23 protein-coding genes and 2 pseudogenes are annotated in these 24,299 nt (G+C 65.3%); 9 read left to right on the top strand and 16 right to left on the bottom strand.

Annotated features, from left to right (window positions below; all coding sequences use genetic code 11):
• Positions 1–5: 5 nt before the first annotated feature.
• The 9 genes from glgA to KI242_RS15340 all read right to left on the bottom strand — a co-directional run bounded on the left by glgA (position 6) and on the right by KI242_RS15340 (position 10,582).
• Positions 6–1,574, bottom strand: a complete 1,569-nt coding sequence (glgA, locus tag KI242_RS15300; RefSeq protein WP_011061176.1) for a glycogen synthase GlgA — start codon at positions 1,572–1,574, stop codon at positions 6–8.
• A 558-nt stretch (positions 1,575–2,132) separates the two neighbouring features.
• Entirely contained in the window at positions 2,133–3,086 is a 954-nt protein-coding gene (locus KI242_RS15305) for a D-2-hydroxyacid dehydrogenase family protein (protein WP_015635527.1), read from the bottom strand.
• A 15-nt stretch (positions 3,087–3,101) separates the two neighbouring features.
• A complete protein-coding gene (locus KI242_RS15310; protein WP_212806347.1) occupies positions 3,102–4,112 on the bottom strand; it encodes an alpha/beta hydrolase in 1,011 nt (336 codons plus the stop codon).
• 179 nt (positions 4,113–4,291) lie between these two features.
• Positions 4,292–4,729, bottom strand: coding sequence for a YqaA family protein (locus KI242_RS15315; protein WP_015635529.1), 438 nt, complete (start codon positions 4,727–4,729; stop codon positions 4,292–4,294).
• The gene (locus KI242_RS15320) at positions 4,726–5,175 is read right to left on the bottom strand and encodes a DUF411 domain-containing protein (RefSeq protein ID WP_015635530.1); all 450 of its coding nucleotides are present in this window, start codon (positions 5,173–5,175) and stop codon (positions 4,726–4,728) included. The genes KI242_RS15315 and KI242_RS15320 overlap by 4 nt, the downstream gene beginning before the upstream one ends.
• A gap of 154 nt (positions 5,176–5,329) precedes the next feature.
• Complete coding sequence (locus tag KI242_RS15325) at positions 5,330–6,229, bottom strand: copper resistance protein B (RefSeq protein WP_015635531.1); 900 nt, start codon at positions 6,227–6,229, stop codon at positions 5,330–5,332.
• Positions 6,219–7,967: a copper resistance system multicopper oxidase gene (locus KI242_RS15330; RefSeq protein ID WP_212806348.1), complete on the bottom strand. Its 1,749-nt coding sequence runs from the start codon at positions 7,965–7,967 to the stop codon at positions 6,219–6,221. Before KI242_RS15330 ends, KI242_RS15325 begins: the two co-directional genes overlap by 11 nt.
• Positions 7,968–8,052: 85 nt before the next feature.
• The gene (locus KI242_RS15335; protein WP_011061183.1) at positions 8,053–8,508 is read right to left on the bottom strand and encodes an SRPBCC family protein; all 456 of its coding nucleotides are present in this window, start codon (positions 8,506–8,508) and stop codon (positions 8,053–8,055) included.
• Between the two features lie 79 nt (positions 8,509–8,587).
• A complete protein-coding gene (locus KI242_RS15340; RefSeq protein ID WP_212806349.1) occupies positions 8,588–10,582 on the bottom strand; it encodes a methyl-accepting chemotaxis protein in 1,995 nt (664 codons plus the stop codon).
• Positions 10,583–11,025: 443 nt separating this feature from the next.
• Between KI242_RS15340 and KI242_RS15345 the strand changes: the two genes are divergently transcribed.
• Positions 11,026–11,559 carry a hypothetical protein gene (locus KI242_RS15345; RefSeq protein WP_015635535.1) on the top strand — a complete coding sequence of 178 codons (534 nt, stop codon included), beginning with the start codon at positions 11,026–11,028 and terminating at the stop codon, positions 11,557–11,559.
• Positions 11,560–11,603: 44 nt separating this feature from the next.
• Here the strand turns inward: KI242_RS15345 and KI242_RS15350 are convergent, their stop codons facing one another.
• Positions 11,604–12,599, bottom strand: coding sequence for an aldo/keto reductase (locus KI242_RS15350; RefSeq protein WP_011061186.1), 996 nt, complete (start codon positions 12,597–12,599; stop codon positions 11,604–11,606).
• Positions 12,600–12,735: 136 nt separating this feature from the next.
• Here KI242_RS15350 and KI242_RS15355 point away from each other — a divergent pair.
• Positions 12,736–13,631 (top strand): annotated as a pseudogene (locus tag KI242_RS15355) (LysR substrate-binding domain-containing protein).
• 94 nt (positions 13,632–13,725) lie between these two features.
• Here the strand turns inward: KI242_RS15355 and KI242_RS31985 are convergent.
• Complete coding sequence (locus tag KI242_RS31985) at positions 13,726–13,854, bottom strand: hypothetical protein (protein WP_011061188.1); 129 nt, start codon at positions 13,852–13,854, stop codon at positions 13,726–13,728.
• A 171-nt stretch (positions 13,855–14,025) separates the two neighbouring features.
• On the opposite strand from KI242_RS31985, the gene KI242_RS15360 reads away from it, so the two are divergent.
• Positions 14,026–14,214 (top strand): hypothetical protein, encoded by a 189-nt coding sequence (locus KI242_RS15360; protein ID WP_015635538.1) that lies wholly within the window; start codon positions 14,026–14,028, stop codon positions 14,212–14,214.
• Positions 14,215–14,231: 17 nt separating this feature from the next.
• On the opposite strand, the gene KI242_RS15365 is transcribed toward KI242_RS15360, so the two are convergent.
• A complete protein-coding gene (locus KI242_RS15365; protein ID WP_011061190.1) occupies positions 14,232–14,612 on the bottom strand; it encodes a hypothetical protein in 381 nt (126 codons plus the stop codon).
• A 296-nt stretch (positions 14,613–14,908) separates the two neighbouring features.
• On the opposite strand from KI242_RS15365, the gene KI242_RS15370 reads away from it, so the two are divergent.
• Positions 14,909–17,242, top strand: a complete 2,334-nt coding sequence (locus tag KI242_RS15370; RefSeq protein ID WP_212806350.1) for an acylase — start codon at positions 14,909–14,911, stop codon at positions 17,240–17,242.
• 50 nt (positions 17,243–17,292) lie between these two features.
• Here KI242_RS15370 and KI242_RS15375 read toward each other — a convergent pair whose 3' ends face one another.
• Positions 17,293–18,306 (bottom strand): FecR family protein, encoded by a 1,014-nt coding sequence (locus KI242_RS15375; protein ID WP_011061192.1) that lies wholly within the window; start codon positions 18,304–18,306, stop codon positions 17,293–17,295.
• Between the two features lie 151 nt (positions 18,307–18,457).
• Here KI242_RS15375 and KI242_RS15380 point away from each other — a divergent pair, with 151 nt between their 5' ends.
• Together KI242_RS15380 and KI242_RS15385 are read left to right on the top strand one after the other, a co-directional pair.
• Positions 18,458–18,727: a PepSY domain-containing protein gene (locus KI242_RS15380; RefSeq protein ID WP_011061193.1), complete on the top strand. Its 270-nt coding sequence runs from the start codon at positions 18,458–18,460 to the stop codon at positions 18,725–18,727.
• A gap of 201 nt (positions 18,728–18,928) precedes the next feature.
• On the top strand, positions 18,929–19,966 hold the full coding sequence (locus KI242_RS15385; protein WP_011061194.1) for an Ldh family oxidoreductase: 1,038 nt from the start codon (positions 18,929–18,931) through the stop codon (positions 19,964–19,966).
• 58 nt (positions 19,967–20,024) lie between these two features.
• Here KI242_RS15385 and KI242_RS15390 read toward each other — a convergent pair whose 3' ends face one another.
• Complete coding sequence (locus tag KI242_RS15390) at positions 20,025–20,345, bottom strand: DUF883 family protein (RefSeq protein WP_011061195.1); 321 nt, start codon at positions 20,343–20,345, stop codon at positions 20,025–20,027.
• A gap of 197 nt (positions 20,346–20,542) precedes the next feature.
• Between KI242_RS15390 and KI242_RS15395 the strand changes: the two genes are divergently transcribed.
• Positions 20,543–20,797 carry a hypothetical protein gene (locus KI242_RS15395; protein ID WP_011061196.1) on the top strand — a complete coding sequence of 85 codons (255 nt, stop codon included), beginning with the start codon at positions 20,543–20,545 and terminating at the stop codon, positions 20,795–20,797.
• Here KI242_RS15395 and KI242_RS15400 read toward each other — a convergent pair.
• Positions 20,769–21,703, bottom strand: a pseudogene (locus KI242_RS15400) (LysR family transcriptional regulator). The gene KI242_RS15395 and the pseudogene KI242_RS15400 sit on opposite strands and share 29 nt — an antisense overlap.
• An 84-nt stretch (positions 21,704–21,787) precedes the next feature.
• Here KI242_RS15400 and KI242_RS15405 point away from each other — a divergent pair.
• A complete protein-coding gene (locus KI242_RS15405; RefSeq protein ID WP_011061198.1) occupies positions 21,788–22,708 on the top strand; it encodes a carbon-nitrogen hydrolase family protein in 921 nt (306 codons plus the stop codon).
• Here the strand turns inward: KI242_RS15405 and KI242_RS15410 are convergent.
• Positions 22,701–23,252, bottom strand: coding sequence for a GNAT family N-acetyltransferase (locus tag KI242_RS15410; protein WP_011061199.1), 552 nt, complete (start codon positions 23,250–23,252; stop codon positions 22,701–22,703). The genes KI242_RS15405 and KI242_RS15410 overlap by 8 nt on opposite strands.
• A gap of 144 nt (positions 23,253–23,396) precedes the next feature.
• Between KI242_RS15410 and KI242_RS15415 the strand changes: the two genes are divergently transcribed.
• Positions 23,397–24,293: a LysR family transcriptional regulator gene (locus KI242_RS15415; RefSeq protein ID WP_011061200.1), complete on the top strand. Its 897-nt coding sequence runs from the start codon at positions 23,397–23,399 to the stop codon at positions 24,291–24,293.
• Positions 24,294–24,299 lie beyond the last annotated feature (6 nt).

Below are 24,299 nucleotides of genomic sequence, written 5' to 3' on the forward strand. Positions count from 1 at the left end.
GCCTCTTACTGTCGGGCGGCCTGTCCCAGGGCCTTGGCCACCAGTTGCTCGTAGAGTTCGGCGTAGGGTTCCACCGCCTTGCACCAGTTGAAGGGCGCGGCCATGGCCCGGCAGCGCATGGCATTGAGCAGCGCCGGGTAGGCGAACACCTTGAAGGCCCGGGTCAGGGCTTCCTGGTAGCTGGCCACGGTGGATTCGTCGAAGAGGAAACCGGTGACGCCATTCTCGATGGTGTCTGCCAGGCCGCCGGTGTTGCGCGCCACCGGCAGCGAGCCGAAGCGCTGGGCATACATCTGGCTCAGGCCGCAGGGCTCGTAGCGCGAGGGCATGAGCAGGAAATCGCTGCCGGCGAACATGCGCCGGGCGTCGGTCTCGTTGAAGCCGATGTGCACCCCGATGCGGCCGGGGAAGCGCCGGGCCAGGGCGCGCATGGACTGTTCTTCCTCCGGCTCGCCGCGGCCGATGATGGCGATCTGGCCGCCGGACTGCACGATGAACTCGGCCACCGCTTCGGTCAGGTCCAGGCCTTTCTGGTAGACCAGCCGCGAGACCACGGCAAACAGTGGGCCGCTGGAGGCGTCGAGGCCGAACATCTGCCGCACATGGGCGGCGTTGGCTGCCTTGCCGTCCCAGTCGCCGATGCTGAAAGGCGTGAGCAGGTGCGCGTCGGTGGCGGCGTCCCAGCTTTCATCGATGCCGTTGGGGATGCCGCTGAGCAGGCCCTGCTGGGTCTTGCTGGCGAGGAAGCCGTCGAGCCCGCAACCGAAGGCCGGGGTGGTGATTTCCTGGGCATAGGTGGCGCTCACCGTGGTGATGTGGCTGGCGTAGGCCATGCCGGCCTTGAGGAACGACAGCTTGCCGTAGAACTCCATGCCTTCCTGTTGCAGGGCATGCTCGGGGATGCCCAGTTCCGGGCACGAGGCCAGGCTGACCACGCCCTGATAGGCCAGGTTATGAATGGTGAACAGGGTCGGCGTGCGTTGCCCGCGCCAGTGCATGTAGGCCGGCGCCAGCCCGGCGGGCCAGTCATGGGCGTGCACCAGGTCGGGGCACCAGTGGATCTGCGCCAGGTTGGCCGCGATGTCGGCGGCGGCCAGCCCCAGGCGGGCGAAGCGGATATGGTTGTCCGGCCAGTCGCGGCCGTTGTTGGCGCCGTAGGGCGTGCCTTCGCGCTCGTAGAGTTCCGGGCAGATCAGCACGTAGATCACCAGGCCGTCGGGCATGTCCATGCGCCCGATCTTGCAGGCCGGCAGTGCCGCGTGGCCACCCAGCTCCCCGATGATGTGGATCGGGTTCTCGCTATGCAGCACCTGGGGGTAGCCGGGGATCAGTACCCGCACATCGTGCAGGTGGGCCATGGCCCTGGGCAGGGCGGCAGAGACGTCGCCCAGGCCGCCGGTCTTCACCAGGTCGGCGATTTCCGAGGTGACGAACAGCACTCGCTTGCGGTTGGGATTGGGCCGCGCCAGCGGCAGCACCGTCTTGTTCCCAGGGACCGGAACCGAGGGGGCGGCGCGGTCGCCGGCCTGCTGTTGAGGGTGATCTCCCTGAGTGTCCAATACGGCGCTGATCATGTGTCTCTCCCGTTTTATTGATCTGTTCTGGTGTCTCGAGCGCCGCGCGTGGCCAATTCCTATGGCCGGGCGCAAACGCGCCACACGTCGATCAGCCTGCGCTGCTCGAGCGTGGAAGCAGAAAGGGTGGAGGAGCCGTTGCAAGGAATGCACCAGTGGCAGCGACCCTACCTTTAACCTGACCTTGGGCCGAAGCGAAAAGTTTCGACTTTTTCTCGGCGAATGTGACTGCCCGGTCACAGTGCGAAATTCAGTCTAGGACAGAACCTAGAGCGGTGCCGGGGGAGGTGGGTGCTTCCCGGGGTTGGCAGGGCGGGCGGCGAACGCGTCCCGACGAAAGGTCGGCCATGCACTGCCCGGGAGCGGGGCCGTTGCGGCCCGGGGGCGAAAATGGGGAGTGGCTGCCGGGGGCCGGTGCCGTTGTGGTGCGGCGCCGCCCAAAGAACGGGCACAGGCGGGCTCCTGCGCCCAGCGTCCCTGCGAGCCTGGTCGCCGCCGAGCCTGCGAGGCTGCGAAAAGCTGCGCAGGACCTTGCCTGGCGATCGCCACGGGGGGCTTTCAGTTGAGCAGGCGGATCGGCTGGCCGGCGTGCCAGGCTTGCAGGTCTTCGATCATCTGGCCGAAGAACTGCTGGTAGTTCTGCCGGCTGACATAGCCGACATGGGGCGTGGCCAGAACATTGGGCAAGCGCCGCAAGGGGTGGTTGGCAGGCAAGGGTTCCTGCTCGAATACATCCAGTGCGGCCCCCGCCAGCCGGCCCTGTTCCAGGGCGGCAATCAGCGCGGCTTCATCGACAATCGGCCCGCGGGCGGTATTGACCAGCAGCGCCCCGGGCTTCATCCACGCCAGGGCCTGGGCGTCCACCAGGCCGCGGCTGCGCTCGCTGAGCACCAGGTGCACCGAGAGCACATCGGCTTGTTCGAACAGTTGCTGCTTGTCGACATGGGTCACGCCGGCCGCGGTCGCGCGTTCAGCGGTGAGGTTCTCGCTCCAGGCAATCACCCGCATGCCGAACACCTGGCCGAATTGCGCCACCCGTTGGCCGATGCTGCCCAGGCCGAGAATGCCCAGGGTCTTGCCGTGCAGATCACCCCCCAGGCCCTGTTGCCAATCGCCTGCGCGCAGGGCGCAGGCTTCGCTCAGCAGGTTGCGGCTCAGGGCCATGAGCAGGGCCCAGGTCAGCTCCGGCGCGGCGTGCTTGTAGCTGTCGGTGCCGCACACCTGGATCCCCAGGGCGCTGGCCGCCTTGAGGTCGATGGCGGCGTTGCGCATGCCGCCGGTGAGCAGCAGCTTGAGCTGCGGCAGGCTGCGTAGCAGGGTTTCATCGAACCGGGTGCGCTCGCGCATCACGCAGATCACCTGGAACGGTTGCAGGCGCCGAGCCAGGGTGGCGGGGTCTGCCGGGTAGTCGTGAAGGAAGCTGACCCGGCCGATGCTATCGAGCACCGACCAGTCCACTACCTCGCGCGCTACGTCCTGCCAATCATCGATTACCGCAATCTCTAGTGCCATGTTCGGGCTCCTGGCTCAGGGTTGCTTCAACCAGTCCAGCAGGGCCTGGTGGAAAGGCTCGGGTTGTTCCATTTGCGGTGCGTGGCCCAGCCCCGGGAACTGCACCAGGGTCGAATGGGGGATGCGCTGCGCCACCTGCTTGCCCAGGTCCTGGTAGTGGCCGATGCGCGCCTTGACCTCGGGCGGCGCGATATCGCTGCCGATGGCGGTGGTGTCGGCGGTGCCGATCAGCAGCAGGGTCGGCATCTTCAGGTCCTGGAATTCGTAGTACACCGGCTGGCTGAAGATCATGTCGTAGATCAGCGCCGAGTTCCACGCCACCAGGCGCTTGCCGGGGCCCTGGTTGAGGCCGGCGAGCATGTCCACCCAGCGCTGGTACTCGGCCTTCCAGCGGCCGGCGTAATAGGTCTGCTGCTCGTAGCGGCGGATACCCTCGGCGGTCTGCTTCAGCTCGCGCTGGTACCACTGGTCGACGCTGCGCCAGGGCACGCCCAGGGCTTTCCAGTCTTCCAGGCCGATGGGGTTGACCAGGGCCAGTTGCCGTACCTGATCGGGGTATTGCAGGGCGTAGCGGGTGGCCAGCATGCCACCGGTGGAATGGCCCAGCAGGCTGGCCTGGCTGACGCCAAGTTTGGCCAGCAGTTGATGGGTGTTCTGCGCCAGTTGCTGGAAGCTGTACTGGTAGTGTTCGGGCTTGCTGGAGGTACAGAAGCCGATCTGGTCCGGGACTATCACCCGGTAGCCTGCGGCGCTCAGGGCCTTGATCGAGCCCTCCCAGGTGGCGCCGCAGAAGTTCTTGCCATGCATCAGTACCAGGCTGCGCCCGTTGGCCGGGCTCTGGGGCGGTACATCCATATAGCCCATCTGCAGTGCCTGGCCCTGGGACACAAAGCTGAAATGGTGCAAGGGATAGGGGTAGTCGAAGCCCTGCAGTTCGGGACCGTAGACCGGCGCCTGGGCGGCGAGGGCAGGCAGGGCCAGGGGCAGCAGCAAGGCACTGAGCCAGCGAGGGGTAGCAAGGGGCATAAGGACACTCCGCAAGGTTGCGGGCGATGCTGTAGCCGCCGGATTAGGGCGACGTTAAGCCACAGGCAAACCCTGGGCGTCGGCTTGCCGACAAGGAAGGCCTTGAGGCAGGTGGTTGCGGGGGCGGGCACTTTCGCTGGCAAGCCAGCTCCTGCGCGGTGATGGGGAGCTGCGGGCGCTCAGCCGATCCAGCCCAGGGTCAGCCACGCCAGCACGGCGTAGCGCGCGCCCTTGGCCAGGGTGACCAGCAGCAGGAAGCGCTTGAGGGGTTCGCCCATGACGCCGGCCACCAGGGTCAGCGGATCGCCGATCAGCGGCATCCAGCTCAGCAGGAGCGTCCAGTGGCCATAGCGTTGGTAAGGCCCCCGGGCCCGCTCCAGGTGACGCGAGCTGACCGGAAACCAGCGGCGCTCCTTGTAGTGTTCCAGGCGCTGGCCCAGCCACCAGTTGACCAGCGAGCCCAGGACATTGCCCAGGGTCGCCACCAGCCACAGCCCGAGCACTGCCAGTTGGCTGTTGTGCAGCAACCCCACCAGCAGCGCTTCCGATTGCAGGGGCAGCAGGGTGGCGGCGCCGAACGCCGCCAGGAACAGGCCGAAGTAGGCGCCGAAGATCAACGGGCCGGGTAGTCCGCGACGACCACGTCCTTGCCCTCGCGGGTCAGGCCGATGACCTGGAAGGCATCGGCGCCCATGCCGTCCATTTCCATCCCGGGGGAGCCCATGGGCATGCCCGGGGCGGCGATGCCCAGCAGGTCATCGCGCTTGCGCAGGGCCAGCACCTGTTCGGCCGGCACGTGGCCCTCGACGAACTTGCCGTCGATCACCGCGGTATGGCAGGAGCCCAGGCGCGGGGCGACGCCGAGCCGCTGCTTGACCGCGCTCATGTTGCTTTCCACGTGGTCGGTCACGGCAAAGCCGTTGTCCTGCAGGTGCTCGATCCACTTTTTGCAGCAGCCGCAGTTGGCGTCGCGGTGCACGTCGATGGGAATCAGTTCTCCAGCCTGGGCCAGGGAGCTGATCAGCAGGGCGGACAGGGCCGCCAGACGCAGTGAGGTGTTCATCGAAAGTCTCTTTGTCGCTGATCAATAAGGAAGGGTGGCATGGCCGGCCACCCGCGGTTGCACGCTCGGGGTGGTGCATTTTGCGGTTTTTTTCGCTGGCCGCCGCTGGCTTTTGTTTCAAGGTGATACCAAGGCCGGCCAGCGGTTGTGGCCTTCAGAACCACAGGCGCAGGCCCAGGACCAGGCGCGGGTCGTTGTCCAGCTCGGCCTCGTCCCGGGCGTAGTCGGCGCTGCGGCCGTAGCTGCGGTTCCAGGTCACCCCTATATAAGGAGCGAACTCGCGGCGGATCTCGTAGCGCAGGCGCAGGCCGATCTCGCTGTCCGCCAGGCCTGCGCCCAGGCCCCGTTGCCGGTCATTGCGGCTATAGAGGTTGACCTCGGCGGAGGGCTGGAGGATCAGGCGTTGGGTCAGCAGCAAGTCGTAGTCACCCTTGAGGCGCAGGGCGGCCTGGCCGTCCTCGCCGAGGTAGGCGGTGACCTGGCTTTCAAAGTTGTACAGGGCCATGCCTTGCAGCCCCAGGGCGGCCCAGGTCTGCGGCGTGCCGGGCTTGAAGTCCTGGCGCAGGCCGCCCACCAGGTCCCACCAGGGGCCAATGGCATGGCCCCACAGGGCTTGCAGCTCGGCGTGCTCGGTGACGCCCCGGGTGCGTTCGCCTTCACTGCGCAGCCAGAGCCGGTCGCGGTCGCCACCGACCCAGCCCTCGACCTCCCAGGCGACGCTGCCGCCCGGGTCGGCGTCCTGCCATTCCAACTGGTCCACCAGCAGGAAAGTGTTCAGCGACGGGCCGTGGATGTGGCCGCTGGGGCCCTGGTAGACCGCCGCCCGATCGGCATCGGTCAGCACCGGGATCGGTGTGCGGCTTCGTGTGGGGGCTGGCGCCTGCATGCCGGGCATCTGCGAGTGGTCCATGGCGCCCATGGCGGTCCCGGGCACGCTGGAATGGTCCATGCCCGGCATCGATTCGCTCTGTGCCGGTGCCCAGGGCCAGGCCAACAGGAGCAGGGCCAGGCCAACGCCGGGCTGCCGGGTGAAGCGGAGGTAATCAAGCTTCATGGTGGCGTTCCTCCTCGACCCGGACTTCGCGGAACATGCCGCTTTCCATGTGGTACAGCAGGTGGCAGTGATAGGCCCAGCGCCCCAGGGCATCGGCGGTGACCCGGTAGCTGCGGCGGGTGCCCGGCGGCATGTCGATGGTGTGCTTGCGCACCTGGAAGCGGCCGTGTTCGTCCTCCAGGTCGCTCCACAGCCCGTGCAGGTGGATGGGGTGGGCCATCATGCTGTCGTTCACCAGTTCGATGCGCAGCCGCTCGCCATACCGCAGGCGCAGGGGTTCGGCTTCGGCAAAGGGAATGCCGTCGAAGGACCAGGCGAACTTTTCCATGTGCCCGGTCAGGTGCAGGGTCAGGGTCCGGCTCGGTTCGCGGCCGTCGGGGTCGGCGAAGGTGCTTTTCAGGTCGGCGTAGCGCAGCACCCGGCGGCCGTTGTCGCGCAGGCCGATGCCCGGATCGTCCAGGCGCGGCATGGGGTTCACCGCTTGCATGTCCACCAGGGGGTTGCTGGTTTCCGAGGTCGGGTGGCTGATCGTGGCGTTCATCGCGCCGTGATCCATGGCGGCCATGGCGCCATGGTCCATGCCCGGCATTGCCCCGTGATCCATGGCACCCATGGCCATGTCCGTCATGCCCAGCAGCGGTCGCGGGTCCATGGCCGGTGCCTCGGCCACGAGCCCGGGGGCACTGGCCAGGGTGCCCAGGGCATAGCCGCTGCGGTCCATGGCCTGGGCGAACAAGGCGTGGGCTCCGGCACCGGGTTGCACCAGCACGTCGAAGGTTTCGGCCACGGCAATGCGCAGTTCATCCACGGTCACGGGCACCACGTGCTGGCCGTCGGCGGCGACCACGGTCATCTGCACCCCGGGAATGCGCAGGTCGAAATAGCTCATGGCCGAGGCATTGATCACTCGCAGGCGCAGGCGTTCGCCGGGGCGGAACAGCCCGCACCATGGCTGGCCCGGGGCCTGGCCGTTGAGCAGGAAGGTATAGGTGGCGCCGCTGACATCGGCGAGGTCGGTGGGGGTCATGTTCATCTGCGCCCACATGCTGCGTTCGGCCAGCGTGGCCGCCCAGCCGTCGCGGCCGACGTCCTCGATGAAGTCGCCCAGGGTGCGCTTGTGCTGGTTGTAGTAGTCGGACTGTTTCTTCAGGGTGCGCAGGATCTGCCCCGGCTCCTCGTCGCTCCAGTCCGAGAGCAGCACCACGTAGTCGCGTTCGTAGCTGAAGGGCTCTGGTTCCCGGGCGTCGATCACCAGCGGGCCATACACCCCCAGTTGCTCCTGCAGCCCGGAATGGCTGTGGTACCAGTAGGTGCCGTGCTGCTTGACCGGGAAGCTGTAGCGGTAGAGCCCGCCGGGCTCGATGCCCTCGAAGCTCAGGCCGGGCACGCCGTCCATGTCGGCCGGCAGGATGATCCCGTGCCAGTGGATGGAACTGGGCTGGTCCAGGCGGTTGCGCACCCGCACAGTCACCCGGTCGCCTTCGCGCCAGCGCAGCAGGGGCCCGGGCAGGCTGCCGTTGATGGCCATGGCCTTGCGTGGCCGGCCGCTGAAATTCACCGGCAACTGCTGGATGCACAGGTCGAAGTCGCTGCCGGCCAGGACCTCGGGCTGGCCCGGGCTGCTGACGGCCCAGACCGGGTTGCGCCACAGGCCGAAGCCGGCCAGTACACCACCGGCAGCCAGGGCCTTGACGAAGGTGCGGCGGGAGGGGCTGTGGAACGAGGAGGGGCGCGGCATCGGAGGCTTCCAGTCAGTCAGCGGATTGGAGCGGACTCTAATCGGCGCTGGCTGTCAGGAAACTGAGGTGGGCATTACAGATTTGTCAGTCGTCGGGCTGTTCCAGACGCTGCTTGAGGTTGCCCAGGGCCTGGCTCGAAAGCTGCTCCATGCGTGCTCGCAGGCCACTGAGCTGCAGGTCGGTGGCGTATTCCAGGGTGCGCCGGAACAGTGTGCCGTCGCCCTGCTTGCTCAACAGGTAGTGGATCGAACCGTCCAGCGCGGCGGAACTGAACAGGGTCTTGAACTCCTTGGGAAACACCGCCACCAGCACCCGGTAGCTGATGGGCAGCTGCACCCCCAGCAAGTCCATGGTTTCACTGAAGCGGTGGCCGGCGGGCAATGAACCGCACAGGCCGGTGTCGGCACGCAGGCTGGAAGGGTGCCACTCCGGCCAGCGGTCCGGCTGCGTCACGTAGTAGTAGACGGTGTCGATACTGGCCTGGATAAACAGTTCGTGGCTGATCTGTTCATGCAACAGATGTGTCTGGCGCTGTCCCATGAGGCACCTCACGTCCTTGTGACCGGAGCCTGAAATATAGCCCCGCCCCGGCGGGCTGCCAGGGGCGGGGGCAGACCGTTCAGCGGACTTTGAAGCGGCTCATCAGGTGGCTGACCTGGGCATTGGCCTGCAACAGGCTCTGGGTGTTGCTTTCCCCGGCTCGGGCGCTGTCCACCAGCTCCTCGACCATGTGTCGGATGCTCACCATGCTGCGGTTGATCTCCTCGGTCACGGCGCTCTGCTGTTCGGCGGCGGTGGCGATCTGGGTGCTCAGGTTGTTGATCTGGCTCACCGAGTCGGCCATTTCGTCGAGCCCGCTGTTGACCCGCGCCGTGGCATCCGCCGCTGACTGGCAACTGGCCTGGGTGTTTTCCATGGCGCTGACCGAGGAACTCACGCCCTGGGTCAGGCGCGCGAGCATTTCGTTGATCTGCGAGGTGCTGTCCTGGGTCCGCGCGGCCAGGGCCCGCACTTCATCGGCGACCACGGCGAAGCCGCGGCCCTGTTCTCCGGCCCGGGCGGCCTCGATCGCGGCGTTCAGGGCCAGCAGGTTGGTCTGCCCGGCGATGGCGCCGATCACCCCGAGGACCTCGGTGATGCGCTGGGCGTCGGCTTGCATGGCCTCGACCTTGTGGGTGGCATCGGCGACTTCGTCGATCAAGGCGATGACGCTGCCGGAAGCTTCGCCCACCACCACCCGGGAACGTTCTGCGTGTTCGTTGGCGCGGCGGGTGAAGTCTGCGGTCTGGGCGGCGTTGGCGGCAACGCTGTCGGCGGTGCTGCTCATTTCGGTAATGGCGGTCACCGTCTGATCGGTTTCCGAGGCATGGCGCAACAGGATCTGCTGGCTGTGGGCCGAGCTCTGCTGCAACTGCCCCAGGCTCCCGGCCATGGCCTCGGTGGCCTGGGTGACCTCGCCGATCATCTGCTGCAGGTACTGGATAAAGCGGTTCACCGAGTGGCCGATGGCCCCCAGTTCGTCCTCGGCGCGGATCACGATGCGCCGGGTCAAGTCGGCGTCGCCGGTGGCCAGGGCGTCGATATTGCCCTTGAGGATCTTCATACGCTGCACCAGCTGGCGGATCGCATAGACCTGCAGCAACACCAGCAGGATCACCATGGGGATCTGCAACAGGCTCAGGGTGCTCAGCACGTCGTCGCGCTGGGCGGTGATCAGCTGGGTCGGCAGGGCACTGGCGAGAAACCAGGGCGTGCCTTCGATGGCGCGCATGAAGAAGGTGCTGGGCACCCCGGCATTGTCGAACTCGACGCGCCGTGCCCCCTGGTCACGCTGCTGCAGGGCGGCCTGGACCTGGGCGGCGAAAGGGGAGCCGGGGCTCAGGTCGCGGATGTTCTTGAGCACGATCGGGCCGTTGATCCGCGAGCTGTTGCTGATGATCTTGCCGTCGGCTTCGACGATCAGCATCTCGGCCTTGAGTGCCTGTTCCTGGCGCGCCACCAGGTCGTTGAAGAAACCCAGGGTCACGTCGATGGTGGCCACGCCCCAGGGCTGGCCGTCGCTGCGGATGGCCATGGCGCAGTTGGTGCGCGGCTCGGCGCTGGCATCGTCCTTGTAGGCTGCAGCCCAGGCGCACTGGCCGGGGGCGGTCTGCATGCCGCCCAGGTACCAGGGCTGCTCGTAGTAGTTGGGCGCCGGGTCGCTGTTCCAGAAGGTGTTGACCACCAGCTTGCCGGAGGCGTCACGGTGCCAGAAGGTGCTGTGTTTGTTGCGCCCCGGGGTGCGCTGGCCGGGCAGGGGCCAGATGCCGCCGCCGAAGACTTTCTGTTCACCATACTGGTCCACCAGGCCCGGCAGGACCTTGTCGATGCTGTCGCTGTCGAGCAGGGGAATGGTCTGGGTGATGCTGCGTTGCTGGGCCTGGACCTTGTTCAGTTCGCCCTGGATGCGCTGCGCCACTTCGGCGATGCGGTTGAGGGCTACCTGTTCTTCGGTATGACGCAGCTTGGGCGCTACCAGTTGGCTGATGCCCACCACCGTGAGTATCAGCATCAAGACAATGAACAGGACCAGAAACAGCGTGTAGCGGGCTTGAATCGTGCGCAAAGCGGGCATGGGACCTGTCCTTACCGAGCGATTTTTATTATTCGGGAATGCGATGCCTTGTCAGGGCATCCACAGGATGTCGGCGCGGTTTTTCCGCTCTTTAGTACGATCGTCCAAAAAAAAGGCATGCCCTGGAAAAAAAACTGCGCCCAGGGATGGTGGGGTAGGGCAAAGGCGCCCGGTCAAGGGCAAGGCCAGGCATGAAAAGATGACGCCTTGATGTGCGGGAAAACTTCCCGGGCCTTTTAAACAGGGCCTTTGCGGTAATTGTGTCGAGTTTGTACAAAAATTGTAAATTCAGGAAATAAAGCGTTGTTGGTGCTTGCCACGGCGTTGATACTTGCGCCCATTCAGATGTTTCAACACGGCTTACATCCTTGTTCAGGCACCTTGTCAGAAGTTTCATGGTGCTGAAAAAGGTGATTGGAAGGCCGGACTACAGGAGTTACAGCATGGCAATCGGATACGTCGGCGGATGGACCAGCAAGGCTGGGCTGCTGGTGCAGGAAAGCCCGGGCAGCTCGTCCAAGCCGGTTTCCCAAAGCGCCAAGGTACGGCAGATGCTCAGCCTGGTAGGCCAGAACCCTACCGTGCTCGACATCCGCAAGATGGATCAGTTGAAGCTGCACAAGCAGATCAAGGGTTTCGATCCGACCAACGTCACCGCCAAGTCCCTGGGCGGCATGAGTACCTTTCTCAAGAACAATGGCCTGATTTCCGATGTCACGGCGCTGAACCTGATCAACGCGGGCGATCAGTTCGACCGTTTCGGGATTCCGAAGAACCCCGATCAGCCGTTCAATGCCCTCGAGTATTTCGCCATGAAGCTCGATGACATCCAGAACAACAACCTCAAGGGCAACAAGTACGCCAACTACCTGATCCCCGAGTACAAGAAAGCCATCTATGTACTTCAGGGGCTGCAGAACTATGGCAAGGGCAACGGCACCACGGTGACTGACAAGAACGTCTCCACCAAGGCCTGATCCCCATGGCGCGCACTGCCTGCCGGTGCGCGCCATAGCTGCCTTCAACGCCCCAGCAAGCCCATTACCTCTTCGGCATACCGGGTTCCGGCGGTGGTCTGCGGGCTGAAGATCTGCTCCAGTGACGCCAGTTCCTCGGCGCTCAGCCTCACCTCCAGCGCCGCCACGTTCTCTTCCAGATACCGCCGTTGTTTGGTTCCGGGAATCGGAATCAGGTAATCGCCCTGGGCCAGCACCCAGGCCAGGGCCAGTTGTCCGCTGCTCACCCCCTTGTCCGCCGCCAACTGCTGCACCTGTTGCACCAGGCGCAGGTTGTGCTGGAAGTTTTCGCCCTGGAAACGTGGGTTGAAACGCCGGTAGTCGTCGGCGGCGAAGTCTTCCGGGCTTTTCAGGGCCCCGGTGAGAAAACCCCGGCCCAGTGGGCTGTAGGGCACGAAGGCGATGCCCAGGCGCTGGCAGGCGGCGAGGCAGCCGTTGTCTTCCTGATCCCGGCTCCATAGCGAATATTCACTTTGCAGGGCGCTGATCGGATGCACCTTGTGCGCCCGCTCCAGGGTTGCCGCCGAGGCTTCGCTCAGGCCCAGGTAGCGCACCTTGCCGGCCTGGACCAGCTCGGCCATGGCGCCGACGGTTTCCTCGATGGCCACGTCCGGGTCGACCCGGTGCTGGTAGTACAGGTCCAGGGTGTCCACCCCCAGGCGCCGCAGGCTGCCGTCGATGGCGGCGCGGATGTATTCCGGCCGGCCGTCGACCCCGCGGGCCGCCGGGTTGGCCGGGTCGCGGACAATGCCGAACTTGCTGGCCAGGAACACCTGTTCGCGCTTGCCGCGAATGGCCCGGCCGATCAGCTCTTCGTTGCTGTGGGGGCCGTAGATGTCGGCGGTATCGAGCAGGTTGACGCCCAGTTCCAGGGCCCGATGCAAGGTGGCGACGGCTTCCCGGGGATCGTTGCCGGTGGTGTAGAAATCGCTCATGCCCATGCAGCCCAGGCCAATGGCGGAAACCTGCGGGCCGTCCTGGCCCAGTTGTCGAGTGCGCATCGATGAATGCTCCGGTAAGGGGAAAGAGCCTGCAGTGTGCTACTCGACAAAAAACCGATAAACAGGCTAAAAGCGCTATCACTATTATTAAATTCTAAATAATCGGCAGGTTTGCTCCATGGATCGTTTCAACGCCATGCGCGTCTTTACCCGTATCGTCGAGCTGGGCGGCTTTGCCAAGGCTGCCGACAGTCTGCAGATGCCGCCGGCTTCGGTGACCATTCTGATCAAGCAACTGGAGGCCCATCTGGGGGTGCAGTTGTTGCACCGCACCACCCGCCAGGTCAGCCCGACCCTGGACGGAGCCGCCTATTACCAGCGTTGCGTACGCTTGCTGGCGGACCTGGAGGAGAGTGAGGCGGCGTTCTCCCTGGCCCGGCACAACCCCCGTGGCCTGTTGCGTGTCGATATGCCGGTGGGCATCGGCCGGTTGCTGGTGATACCGGCGCTGCCGGAGTTTTCCGCGCGCTATCCGCAGATCGAACTGGAGATCGGCCTCAATGACCGCCCGGTGGACCTGATCCGCGAGGGCGTGGACTGTGCGCTGCGCGGCGGCCCGGCCCTGGACGAGAGCCTGGTGGCGCGGCCGCTGGCGCAGTTGCAGCAAGTCACCTGTGCCAGCCCCGGGTACCTGCGCCAGCGGGGGTTCCCCGTACTCCGCAAGAGCTGCAAGGGCATCAGATGGTGGAGTATTTCTCCAACGTCAGCGGCAAGCGTTATGGCCTGGAATTTTTCTTCGCCGGCCAGTTGCAGCCGGTGCAGTTGCCCAAACGGGTGGCGGTGAACAGCGCCGATGGCTACCTGGCGGCCTGCGAAGCCGGCTACGGGCTGATCCAGACCCCGTACTACCACGTTGCCCGGCAGTTGCAGGACGCGACCCTGCAGCGGGTGCTGGAGGACTACCCGCTGCCTGCATTGCCGCTGACCGCGCTGTACCCGCCCCAGCGGCACCTGTCGACCCGCCTGCGGGTATTCATCGATTGGCTGGTGGAGCTGTTCGCCCGCCCGGGCAATCACATTTCTTGCCCCTGAATGGCCGGGTGCCAGGCAGCAAAACGCCCGCGACAAGGTGGGCGCTGGTGGCGAGATCGGGCGGCTCATGGGGCCGATGGGCTGGCCGGATGACTCAGCGGTGATAGTAGCCCGGGCCGCCGTCGTAGTAGCGGTGGTGCCCGCCATCGTGGGGCATGATGATGCAGCCCGACAGGGTCAGCATGGCCAGCAGGGGAATCAGCAGTGTGATTCGACGAAACATGGATCAATCCTCAAAGGGCTCGGGGAACACGGCAGGACGACAAGGAAGAAAAAACTCCTTCGCGCCTGTACCATGTGACCCCGATTTGCCCGGCTCATCCCCGAATCCGGGTATGTGCTTGGCATCGATCTTGATACACGGCAGATACAATTTCAGCTTCAGGACCCGGCAATGACTCAGAAACAACGCTTGATCTACTCGATTCTGATTTCCCTGGTGGTACTGGGAATCATGCTTGGCCTTTCCTACCTGCAGAACAACGGCATCATCAGCGAGAAGCTGTTCCAGTACATCGCCATTGGCGTGGCGGTGGTCGTGGTGGTGATCAACGGCGTGATGCGCCGCAAGGTCAAGCCCTGAACCCGGGCTCGACGGCCTCAGGAGAGACCGTCGAGCACCGCTGCGGCCTGCTGGTGCAGGCTGTAGCTCTTGTCTGCATTGAGGGTCAGTACACCCTCGCTGCACAGCCGCTTGAGCACCTCCCGCACACTGAGAAAGGACAGGGGAATGTCCAGTTCCAGCAGTTGGCTGTGGATGCCGCGCACCCCCAGGGAGCGGTCGCTCTGGGCCGCGGTGAGCAGGGCGTCGATGACTTTCAGGCGAATCAGGCTGGTACGCAGGCCGAAGCTTTTGAGCAGGTGCTTGATTCGTTCATTACTGTTGCGCTCGGCGTTCTTGCCGAAGACACCGGCGCCGGCATTCAGGGAAGGCGTGCTGTTCACGGTGTTGCCGTCCATTGGCAGTTGCGGGTTGTACATGCAAAAACTCCTTATCAGAGCCTGATCAGGAAAAGAATGATGGATGCTCTAGTAACTAGACGAACGAGCACGGCAAATCATGAAGTCCTGAATGTAGAAAATTTGTCGGTATCAGGTCGCTGACATGTGATGGCGGGGCTTTTGGCCTTTGCGGATTAAATTTTTTTCAAGCATTTCGTCTTTATGGGCAGGCAGGCGTCGGGTGATCCGTGCGCGGCTGGATTCCCAGACTGGCGGCGTTGCCAACCGCTCCTGCACACCAGTCCTGGTTCTGTATTTTTGCATCAGGAGTCGGCGTGATCATTTCCAGGCAGTTACCGAGTTTTTGCCTTGCAGCCCTGTTTCTAAGCTTCAGCGGTGGCGCCCATGCCTTGGCGCAGCCCGAGCAGACCCGCGCCGAGATTCGCCGCACCAGTTTTGGTGTGCCGCACATCCGTGCCGACGACGAGCGCGGCCTGGGCTACGGCATCGGCTACGCCTACGCCCAGGACAACCTGTGCCTGATGGCCAATGAGGTGCTGACGGTCAACGCCCAGCGCTCGCAATACTTCGGCGCCGAGGGCCAGACCCTGGAACAGCGCGACAACCTCAGCAGCGACCTGTTCTTCAGCTGGCTCAACACTCCCCAGGCCGTGGCGGCCTTCTGGCAGGCCCAGACCCCGGCGATGCGCGAGCGCATGCAGGGTTACGTGGAGGGCTACAACCGCCAGCTGGCGGAGCGCCAGGTCCAGGGCCTGCCCGAGCAATGCCGGGGTGACTGGGTGCGGCCGCTGGCCACCTCGGACCTGGTGAAACTGACCCGACGCCTGTTGGTGGAAGGCGGTGCCGGGCAGTTCGCCGAGGCCCTGGCCGGGGCCACGCCACCTGGAGCCACGGCCCAGGCCGGGCTGCCAGCCGAGCACTGGCAACTGGCGGCGGCACGCCAGCAGCGTTTCGCCCTGGACCGTGGCAGCAACGCGGTGGCCATCGGTAGCGAGCGTTCGTTCAACGGCCGTGGGCTGCTGCTGGCCAACCCGCATTTCCCCTGGGTCGGCGGCATGCGCTTCTACCAGATGCACCTGACCATTCCCGGGCAACTGGATGTGATGGGCGCGGCCTTGCCCGGCCTGCCGCTGATCAATATCGGCTTCAACCAGCACCTGGCCTGGACCCACACCGTGGACGCCTCCAAGCACTTCACCCTGTACCGCTTGCAACTGGACCCCAAGGACCCGACCCGCTACCTGCTGGACGGCCGTTCGCTGCCCCTGGAGCGCCAGACCCTGACCGTGCAGAGCAAGGGCCTGGACGGCCAGTTGCAGCCGCGCACGCGCACGCTCTACAGCTCGGTCTTCGGCCCGATCGTGCAGTGGCCGGGGGAACTGGACTGGGATCATCAATATGCCTACAGCCTGCGCGACGCCAACCTGGACAACAGCCGGGTGTTGGCCCAGTGGTACGCGATGAACCAGGCCAGCAGCGTGGCCGGCCTGCAGGACAGCGTGCACCAGTTGCAGGGCATTCCCTGGGTCAACACCCTGACGGTGGACGACCAGGGCCGGGCGCTGTACATGAACCAGTCGGTGGTGCCCAACGTCACCCAGGCCAAGCTGGCGCAGTGCAGTGATCCGCGGGCCGGCACCCGGGTCATCGTTCTGGATGGCTCGCGCAGTGCCTGCGCCTGGGATATCGACCCGGCAGCGGCGCAACCGGGGATCTTCGCCGCCAGCCAGTTGCCGCAACTGGCGCGCAACGACTACCTGCAGCATTCCAACGATTCGGCCTGGATGGTCAACCCGGCGGCGCCGCTGCAAGGCTTTTCGCCGGTGATCAGCGAGCAGGACGTGCCGCTGAAGATGCGCGCGCGCTTTGCTCTGGATCGCCTGAGCCGGATGCACAAGGCCCAGGTCAGCGACCTGCAGCACCTGGTCACGGACGATCAGGTGTACCTGGCCGGCCAGGTGATGCCCGATCTGCTGCAGTTCTGTGAGCAGGACCTGGGGGCGGATGCCCAGCGCCTGGGGCCGGTGTGCGCCAGCCTGAAAGCCTGGGACCGCAGCGCGGGGTTGCAGGCCGGCCTGGGCTTCGTGCACTTCCAGGGCATCATGCAGCCGCTGTTGCAGGACCCCAGCGTGTGGCGCGTGGCCTTTGACCCGAAAGATCCCCAGCACACCCCACGGGGCCTGGCCATTGGCCGGCCAGCGGTGGCCCGGGCACTGCGCGAGTCGATGCTGGCTTCGGCGCAGCAGGTCGCCGAGGCCGGGCTGGGGAGTGACGTTCGTTGGGGCGATATCCAGCAGGTCAGCCAGGGCGGCCAGCCGACCCCGGTGCCCGGCGGCCCTGAAAGCCTGGGGGTGTACAACGCCATCCAGAGCGTGCCGGCGGCCGATGGCAAGCGTGAAGTGGTCAGCGGTACCAGCTACCTGAACGTGGTCAGCTTCGACGAGCAGGGGCCGCGCGCCCTGGGGCTGCTGGCGTTCTCCCTGTCCAGCGACCCGGGCTCAGCGCATTTTCGCGACCAGACCGCTGCTTTCGCCCGCAACCAGTGGAGCGTGCTGCCCTTTACCGAAGCGCAGATCCGTGCCGATGGCCAGTATCAGTTGCAGGTGATCGAAGAGCCGCGCAAGGGGGCGGTACTGGCGCGCCAGTAACGATTGAGCGTGAGCATCAAGAGGAGGCCGCCCCGGCAACGGGGCGGCCTTCAGCTTTTTGGCGGGGACTGGGGCAGTGAGTTGATTACCGGGTTGCCATCGCGATTGCGCGTCAGGTAGACCGGCAGCACCTTGGGCAGCGAGGTCAGCAGGCTCTTGATTTCCCGGGTGTTGTAGATGCCGCCGACGCGGATCTTGCCGGTGTTGGCGTCGGCGACCTGCACCGGAGTGTCCAGGTAGCGGTTGATCAGCGGCAGGGCGTCGGTGAGGGCCAGGTTGTCCAGCACCAGCTTGCCTTCGCGCCAGGCCAGGGAGCTGTCGTTGCTGTAGGTCTGGCTGATCTGCGGCTGGTAGTCGCCGGCCTTGTAGCTGGCCTGCATGCCCGGCTCCAGGCGGAAACCTTCGCCGGGCAGGGCGGTGTTGCTGCTCACCAGGACCGAGCCCTGGAGCAGGGTGACCCGCACCTGGTCCTCGTACATCCACACATTGAACTGGGTGCCGGTGACCTTGACCTGGCCATTGGCGGCCTTGACCACGAACGGGTGGCTGGCGTCGTGGCTGACCTTGAAGAAGGCTTCGCCTTTTTTCAGGGTGACCCGGCGCTGGTCCTTGTAGTTGCTGTAGGTCAGGGTGCTGCCCAGGTTCAGTTGCACTTGGCTGCCATCGGCCAGGGTCACGCTGCGCAGGCTGTCGCCGGCTTCGAATCGCTGGTAGGAGGACGGCACCCAACCCAGTTCCCAGCCGCTGTAGGCGGCCAGGGGCAGGGCGCACAGGGCGATGGCCGCCGCCACGCCATACTGCTGCCAGGTGCGCCGGGGAACGAGCTTGACCGGTGCGGGGGCTGGTGCGGCAGTGAGGGTGGAAGGGGGCAGTTGATCGGCCACTTCCCAAATTTCCCGCATCGCCTCGTATTCGAAGGCGTGCAGGGGGTCGGCATCATGCCATTGCTGAAAGGCCAGACGCTCCGCGTCGCTGCAGTCGGGTTCATGCAGGCGCATGCACCATTGGGCTGCCGCTTGGGTGATGGCGTCGTATTCGGCTTCTGAGAGGATCTGTTCGCTCATTGACTCTTCCTGATTTCCCGCATTCTACCCTCCGCGGCAAGTCTTGGAGAACAACCGTCATGGCTAATGAGCATCAAAGTGAACTTATTTTCATCTGGCACGCCCTAAAACCAGGCTCTGTATCGAAAGTGAATACACAAGGAGATGGACCATGTTGAAGAAGACGCTTGCCGCATTACTTGCCACCGCCAGCCTGCTGGGCGCTGGAGCGGCCCTGGCCGACCGTCCGGGGGCCGGTTGGATCACCATTGAAAAAGCCATTGAAACCGCAAAGACCAAAGCCGGCTACGTGGAGATCTACAAGATCGAAGCGGACAACGATGGCTATTGGGAAGGCGAAGGGCGCAAGTCCGATGGCAGTGTCTATGAGTTTCGCATCGACGGCGCCTCGGGCAATGTGCTGCGCGACCAGAAGGACTGAGCCAGGCTGATACAGCCCCCTGTGCCTTGCCACGGCAGCGCACAGGGGGCTTTTTCTTGCTCCAGGGGGATGGTTGTTCCGGCCATCCTGGCACCTTCCCTGCAAGGCGCCGGCAGTGGTTGACAGGGTTGGAGTGCGGCGTTGTTTAATCGCCAGGTTCACACGCTGTCGCCCCCTCCAATAATTACTCTGGAGCTTCAGATGTCTGCATCGTCCGTGGTTGTTGAAACACCGCCCCAATACCTTTCTTTACCGGCCCTGGTGCAGTTGCTGGAAACGATTTTCCAACGCCACGGCTGCCGCGCCGAAGTGGCCCGCTGCCTGGCCGAGAACTGTGCCGGCGCCGAGCGCGACGGAGCCCACAGCCATGGCGTGTTCCGCATTCCCGGTTATGTCTCGACCCTGGCCAGTGGCTGGGTCGACGGCCAGGCCGTGCCGGTGGTGGAGGATGTGGCGGCGGCCTTTGTCCGGGTCGACGCCGGCAACGGCTTTGCCCAGCCGGCCCTGGCTGCCGCCCGCGAGCTGCTGGTGAGCAAGGCCCGCAGCGCCGGTATCGCCGTGCTGGCTATCCGCAATTCGCACCACTTCGCCGCACTCTGGCCGGATGTCGAACCCTTCGCCGAGGAAGGATTGGTGGCCCTGAGCGTGGTCAACAGCATGACCTGCGTCGTGCCCCACGGCGCCGACAGGCCATTGTTCGGCACCAACCCGATCGCCTTCGCCGCACCCCAGGCCCAGGGCCAGCCGATCGTCTTCGATCTGGCCACCAGCGCCATTGCCCATGGCGACGTGCAGATCGCCGCGCGCAAGGGCGAGCGCCTGCCGCCGGGCATCGGTGTCGACAGCCTGGGCCAGCCGACCCAGGACCCCAGGGCGATTCTTGAAGGTGGCGCCTTGCTGCCGTTTGGCGGGCACAAGGGCTCGGCTCTGTCGATGATGGTGGAGCTGCTGGCGGCAGCCCTGACCGGGGGCAACTTCTCCTTCGAATTCGACTGGTCCGGCCACCCGGGGGCCAAGACGCCCTGGACCGGCCAGTTGCTGATCGTCATCGACCCGAGCAAGGCTGCCGGGCAGAGTTTTGCCGAGCGCAGCCAGGAGCTGGTGCGGCAGATGCATGCGGTGGGGCTCAAGCGCCTGCCGGGGGATCGCCGGCATCAGCAGCGCGAGCGTTCGCAGCACGCGGGCATCGCCATTCCCGCCGAGCAGCTGCAGCAATTGCGGGCGCTGGCCCAGGACTGAAGGCATGAAAAAGGCCAGGCCGCCATTGGCGTACCTGGCCTCAACGTTGCGTGGGGGCTTAGGAACGACGGCCCAGCAACAGGCCTACCACCAGGCCGAAACCGGCGGAGATGGCCACGGTCTGCCACGGGTGGCCACCGATGTACTGCTCGGTGGCATCCACCACCGGCTTGCTGCGCTCGCGCACATTGCTGACCGAATCCAGCGCCTGCTTGAGCTTGAGGCTGACTTGCTGGCGCAGGCTCTCACCTTCTTCGCCGACCAGGCTGGCGCTGCCCTTGAGCAGCTTTTCCGATTCTTCGATCAGCGCCTGCAGTTCGCTGAAGGCCTGGTCCTTGATTTGATCGTTTTCCGCTTGCGCGGCAGATTTACGAGCCATGAAGTTTTTTCCTTGGAAATATCGCCGCTGGTGCACAACACATCCGCCAGCGGCTACAGGTGAATGGGTAGCAAGCAATGGAGTCTGGCGCGGGGGCAAAAGTTGCAGTTGTTTTACGCCCCGTTGGCGACCCCGGGGTAAAACCCGTAGCCCCTACAGTGTAAGATGGCGCCTATTTTACGCAGCAGGAATTTCCCATGAGTTTCAATCTGGCTAACAAGACCCTGGCCGAGCGCGCCGCCATCGAGGACGAGAAGTCCCGTCTGTTCGACCTGTGGCAGAGCAACCTGGGCAAGGCCAAGGGCGAGGCCGCGCGGCTGTTCGGCGAGCGTGGCAAGCGCAAGGGCAAGTGGGCCGAGTGGGTCCGCGCCGAGCTCGACGGCATGTCGCCGCCGGAGTACTCGAACATGGTGCGCAGTGAAGTCAATCGCCTGATGGCGGCGAACAAGTAAGGGCAAAACTCTCGACAATCGCCTCGCGTACCTTCACCAGCAGCGGGTCGGTCTGCGGGCTGGTGCGCCAGCCCAGCTCGATCGGGTAGCGCGGCAGGGCCAGGGGGCAGGGCAGCAACTGCAGCCCGGTGAGTTCGGCGATGCGCCGGGCGGCATGGGCCGGAATGGTCGCCACCGCCTGGCTGCCCTTGAGCAGAAAGGGCAAGGCGGCAAAGTGCGTGGTCGAGGCGCACACCTGGCGGCTTAGCCCCAGGTTGGCCAAGCCTTCATCGGTAATCCCGATAAACCCCTGGGACGACACCAGCAGGTGTTCCCGTGCGACAAACTCCTCAAGACTGATCTGCTGTTGCCCGGGGGCCAGGCTGGCCGGGTCTGCCAGGCACAGGTAATGGCCTTCCCCAGCACCTGGCGGCTGAGCAGGCGTTCGGCAAAGCCGCCGGCACTGATGGCCAGGTCGACGCTGCGCTGCAACAGCGCCTCGGCGACGATCTGGCTGTGGCTCTGGCGAAAGATCAGCCGCAGCTTTGGCGCCCGCCGGGCCACGGCCTCGATCATCTGCCGGCCATAGGCAATCTCGAAATCATCCGACAGCCCCAGCGTTACCGAGCGGCCCTGATAGTCGGCGGTGTCGGGGGCGACCATGGCCAGGCTCTGGCGGCATTTGTTCAAGGCTTCGCTGACCACGGGCTTCAACTGATTGGCCTTGAGGGTCGGCGCCAGCCCGCGCCCGGTACGCACGAACAGCGGGTCGCCATACAGCTCGCGCAGCCGGCGCAGGGCAGCGCTCATGGCTGACTGGGTCACCCCCAGGCGCAAGGCGGCGCGGCTGGCGCTGGACTCGTCATGCAGCGCCTCGAAAGCCTTGAGCAGGTTGAGGTCGACACTGGCGATATTCATCTGGTTCATATCATTAAGCACTGGAGTGGGGTTTATCGATGATCAGGGGCGGCAGCAGAATGGGCAACACCTGATTGCTCAAGGAGTCATCCCATGCCCAAGTCCGTTGTCGCTGCCCTGCAGATCGGGGCCTTGCCTGAAGGCAAGGCCGCCACCCTGGAACAGATCCTCTCGTACGAGGCCGCCATCATCGAAGCCGGCGCGCAGTTGGTGGTGATGCCCGAAGCGCTGCTGGGGGGCTACCCCAAGGGCGAAGGCTTCGGCACCCAGCTGGGCTATCGCCTGCCGGAGGGTCGCGAGGCCTTTGCCCGCTACTTCGCCAATGCCATCGAGGTCCCCGGGGTGGAAACCGATGCCCTGGCCGCGCTGTCCGCCCGTACCGGAGCCAACCTGGTGCTGGGTGTCATCGAGCGCAGTGGCAGCACCCTGTACTGCACGGCGCTGTATTTCGACCCGCAGCAGGGGCTTTCGGGCAAGCATCGCAAACTGATGCCCACCGGGACCGAACGCTTGATCTGGGGCAAGGGCGACGGCTCGACCCTGCCGGTGCTGGACACCCAGGTCGGCCGGGTGGGCGCGGTGATCTGCTGGGAAAACATGATGCCGCTGCTGCGTACCGCGATGTACGCCCAGGGCATCGAAGTCTGGTGTGCGCCCACGGTGGACGAGCGGGAAATGTGGCAGGTGAGCATGCGCCATATCGCTCACGAGGGGCGCTGCTTCGTGGTCAGCGCCTGTCAGGTGCAGGCCTCGCCCGAAGAACTGGGGCTGGAGATTGCCAACTGGCCGGCCCAACGGCCGTTGATTGCCGGCGGCAGTGTGATCGTCGGGCCCATGGGGGACGTACTGGCCGGCCCCCTGGTGGGCCGGGCCGGGCTGATCAGCGCGCAGATCGATACCGCCGACCTGGTGCGGGCGCGCTATGACTACGACGTGGTCGGCCACTACGCCCGCCCGGATGTGTTCGAACTGACGGTGGACCAGCGCCCCCGTCCCGGGGTGCGCTTTACCTGAGCCGGCGCCATTGCTCGCGGGTGATTTCCCAGATGTCCACGGGGAATCGCCCACTGACGAACTCACCGTCCTCGGAGCGGATCAGGCGCATGCCCGCGCGTTCGGAAATCCGCCGCGAGCCCTGGTTCGGCGCGGCCTTGGGCACCCGCATCAAGGGCCGTTGCAGTACCTCGAACCAATAGTGGTCCACCACCTTGCAGGCCTCGCTCATGTAGCCCTGGCCCTGCCACGGCGGGGCCAGCCAGAAGCCGCGGTTGTTGTCGGCTTCGTCCATCAGGCTGATGCTGCCGATCATCTGCCCGGGGTTGCTGCGCAGGCGCAGCGTCCAGTGCCATTCCGTGCCCCGGGCCATCGCCGGCAGCGCCATGTCCCGCAGGAAGCTCAGGGCGCCGTCGGCCGGGTAGGGCCAGGGCACCAGGGCGTTGAGGTAGCGCACCACCTCCCACTGGGGGAATAGCTGCTGGATGGCGTCGGCGTCCGCCAGTTCCAGGGGGCGCAGCAGCAAGCGTTCGGTGCACAGCGCGGGCGTGGGGTGTGAGTCCATTGGCAAGCGATCCAAGGTGGCAAGGAGGCGTTGCATAGTCCCTGCAATGTCATCGATCACGCAAGCCGTGATGGATTTGACGCGGCCCGGGCGCTGCCGTTGAATAGCCCCCTGGTTCAGCCCCGCGACTCCTGGAAACCTCCTGTGCTTAGAAACGTCACCGACATGGACCTGCGCCTGCTGCGGATTTTCTCCGTAGTGGTCAAGTGCGGCGGTTTCACCGCGGCCCAGGCCGAACTGAACATGAGCCAGTCCAATATCAGCATGCACATCTCCAGCCTGGAAAAACGCCTCGGCTATCGGCTGTGCGAGCGCGGCAAGGGCGGCTTTCGCCTGACCGAGAAGGGCCAGCGGATCCTGGCGGCGGCCCAGGCGCTGTTCGGCGCGGTGGAGGCGTTCAAGAGCGAGGCCCAGGAGTTGTCCGGGCGTTTGGTGGGGGATCTGTACCTGGGGCTGGCGGACAACATCGCCACCTTGCCCGCGGCACGCATCGACGCGGCCATCGCGCGCTTCTATCGCCGCGAGCACGACCTGCACCTGCATGTGTTCATCAATTCGCCCACCGAGCTTGAGCGGGCGGTGATCGACGGCCAGTTGGACCTGGCCATTTCCTATTTCAGCCGCAGCCTGCCGACCCTCGACTATCAGCCACTGTACGCCGAGGAAATCGCCCTGTTCTGCGGCGCCTCGCACCCGCTGTTTCCTGTCCTGGAGCCAGAGCTTGCGCACATCAAGGCCTGTGACTGGATCAAGCACGGTTTCCTGCCCGCCAGCCAGGTGCTGCCGGTAACGCCCCAGCGCGCCTCGGCCACCGCCTACCACATGGAGGCGGTGGTCCACGGGGTACTGGCGGGCACCCACCTGGGCTACCTGCCCAGCCACTATGCCCAGCCCTGGGTCGCGGCCGGGCAGATGCGCGTGCTGCACCCCGAGACGCTGCGCTACGAGGTGCAGCACAGCATGATCACCCACGCCGGGCATGCCCGTGGCGAAGCGCTGAAGGCCTTCATCGCCGACCTGCTGGCAGAGCATGGCGGCTGATCCTGC

The organism is Pseudomonas sp. Eqa60, assembly GCF_018326405.1.
Taxonomy (GTDB): domain Bacteria; phylum Pseudomonadota; class Gammaproteobacteria; order Pseudomonadales; family Pseudomonadaceae; genus Aquipseudomonas; species Aquipseudomonas protegens.

Coding starts and splice junctions, on each gene's coding strand:
- glgA (WP_011061176.1), bottom strand. CDS start 1,574: ATGATCAGCGCCGTATTGGACACTCAGGGAGATCACCCTCAACAGCAG.
- KI242_RS15305 (WP_015635527.1), bottom strand. CDS start 3,086: ATGGCACTAGAGATTGCGGTAATCGATGATTGGCAGGACGTAGCGCGC.
- KI242_RS15310 (WP_212806347.1), bottom strand. CDS start 4,112: ATGCCCCTTGCTACCCCTCGCTGGCTCAGTGCCTTGCTGCTGCCCCTG.
- KI242_RS15320 (WP_015635530.1), bottom strand. CDS start 5,175: ATGAACACCTCACTGCGTCTGGCGGCCCTGTCCGCCCTGCTGATCAGC.
- KI242_RS15325 (WP_015635531.1), bottom strand. CDS start 6,229: ATGAAGCTTGATTACCTCCGCTTCACCCGGCAGCCCGGCGTTGGCCTG.
- KI242_RS15330 (WP_212806348.1), bottom strand. CDS start 7,967: ATGCCGCGCCCCTCCTCGTTCCACAGCCCCTCCCGCCGCACCTTCGTC.
- KI242_RS15335 (WP_011061183.1), bottom strand. CDS start 8,508: ATGGGACAGCGCCAGACACATCTGTTGCATGAACAGATCAGCCACGAA.
- KI242_RS15340 (WP_212806349.1), bottom strand. CDS start 10,582: ATGCCCGCTTTGCGCACGATTCAAGCCCGCTACACGCTGTTTCTGGTC.
- KI242_RS15345 (WP_015635535.1), top strand. CDS start 11,026: ATGGCAATCGGATACGTCGGCGGATGGACCAGCAAGGCTGGGCTGCTG.
- KI242_RS15350 (WP_011061186.1), bottom strand. CDS start 12,599: ATGCGCACTCGACAACTGGGCCAGGACGGCCCGCAGGTTTCCGCCATT.
- KI242_RS31985 (WP_011061188.1), bottom strand. CDS start 13,854: ATGTTTCGTCGAATCACACTGCTGATTCCCCTGCTGGCCATGCTGACC.
- KI242_RS15360 (WP_015635538.1), top strand. CDS start 14,026: ATGACTCAGAAACAACGCTTGATCTACTCGATTCTGATTTCCCTGGTG.
- KI242_RS15365 (WP_011061190.1), bottom strand. CDS start 14,612: ATGTACAACCCGCAACTGCCAATGGACGGCAACACCGTGAACAGCACG.
- KI242_RS15375 (WP_011061192.1), bottom strand. CDS start 18,306: ATGAGCGAACAGATCCTCTCAGAAGCCGAATACGACGCCATCACCCAA.
- KI242_RS15380 (WP_011061193.1), top strand. CDS start 18,458: ATGTTGAAGAAGACGCTTGCCGCATTACTTGCCACCGCCAGCCTGCTG.
- KI242_RS15385 (WP_011061194.1), top strand. CDS start 18,929: ATGTCTGCATCGTCCGTGGTTGTTGAAACACCGCCCCAATACCTTTCT.
- KI242_RS15390 (WP_011061195.1), bottom strand. CDS start 20,345: ATGGCTCGTAAATCTGCCGCGCAAGCGGAAAACGATCAAATCAAGGAC.
- KI242_RS15395 (WP_011061196.1), top strand. CDS start 20,543: ATGAGTTTCAATCTGGCTAACAAGACCCTGGCCGAGCGCGCCGCCATC.
- KI242_RS15405 (WP_011061198.1), top strand. CDS start 21,788: ATGCCCAAGTCCGTTGTCGCTGCCCTGCAGATCGGGGCCTTGCCTGAA.
- KI242_RS15410 (WP_011061199.1), bottom strand. CDS start 23,252: ATGGACTCACACCCCACGCCCGCGCTGTGCACCGAACGCTTGCTGCTG.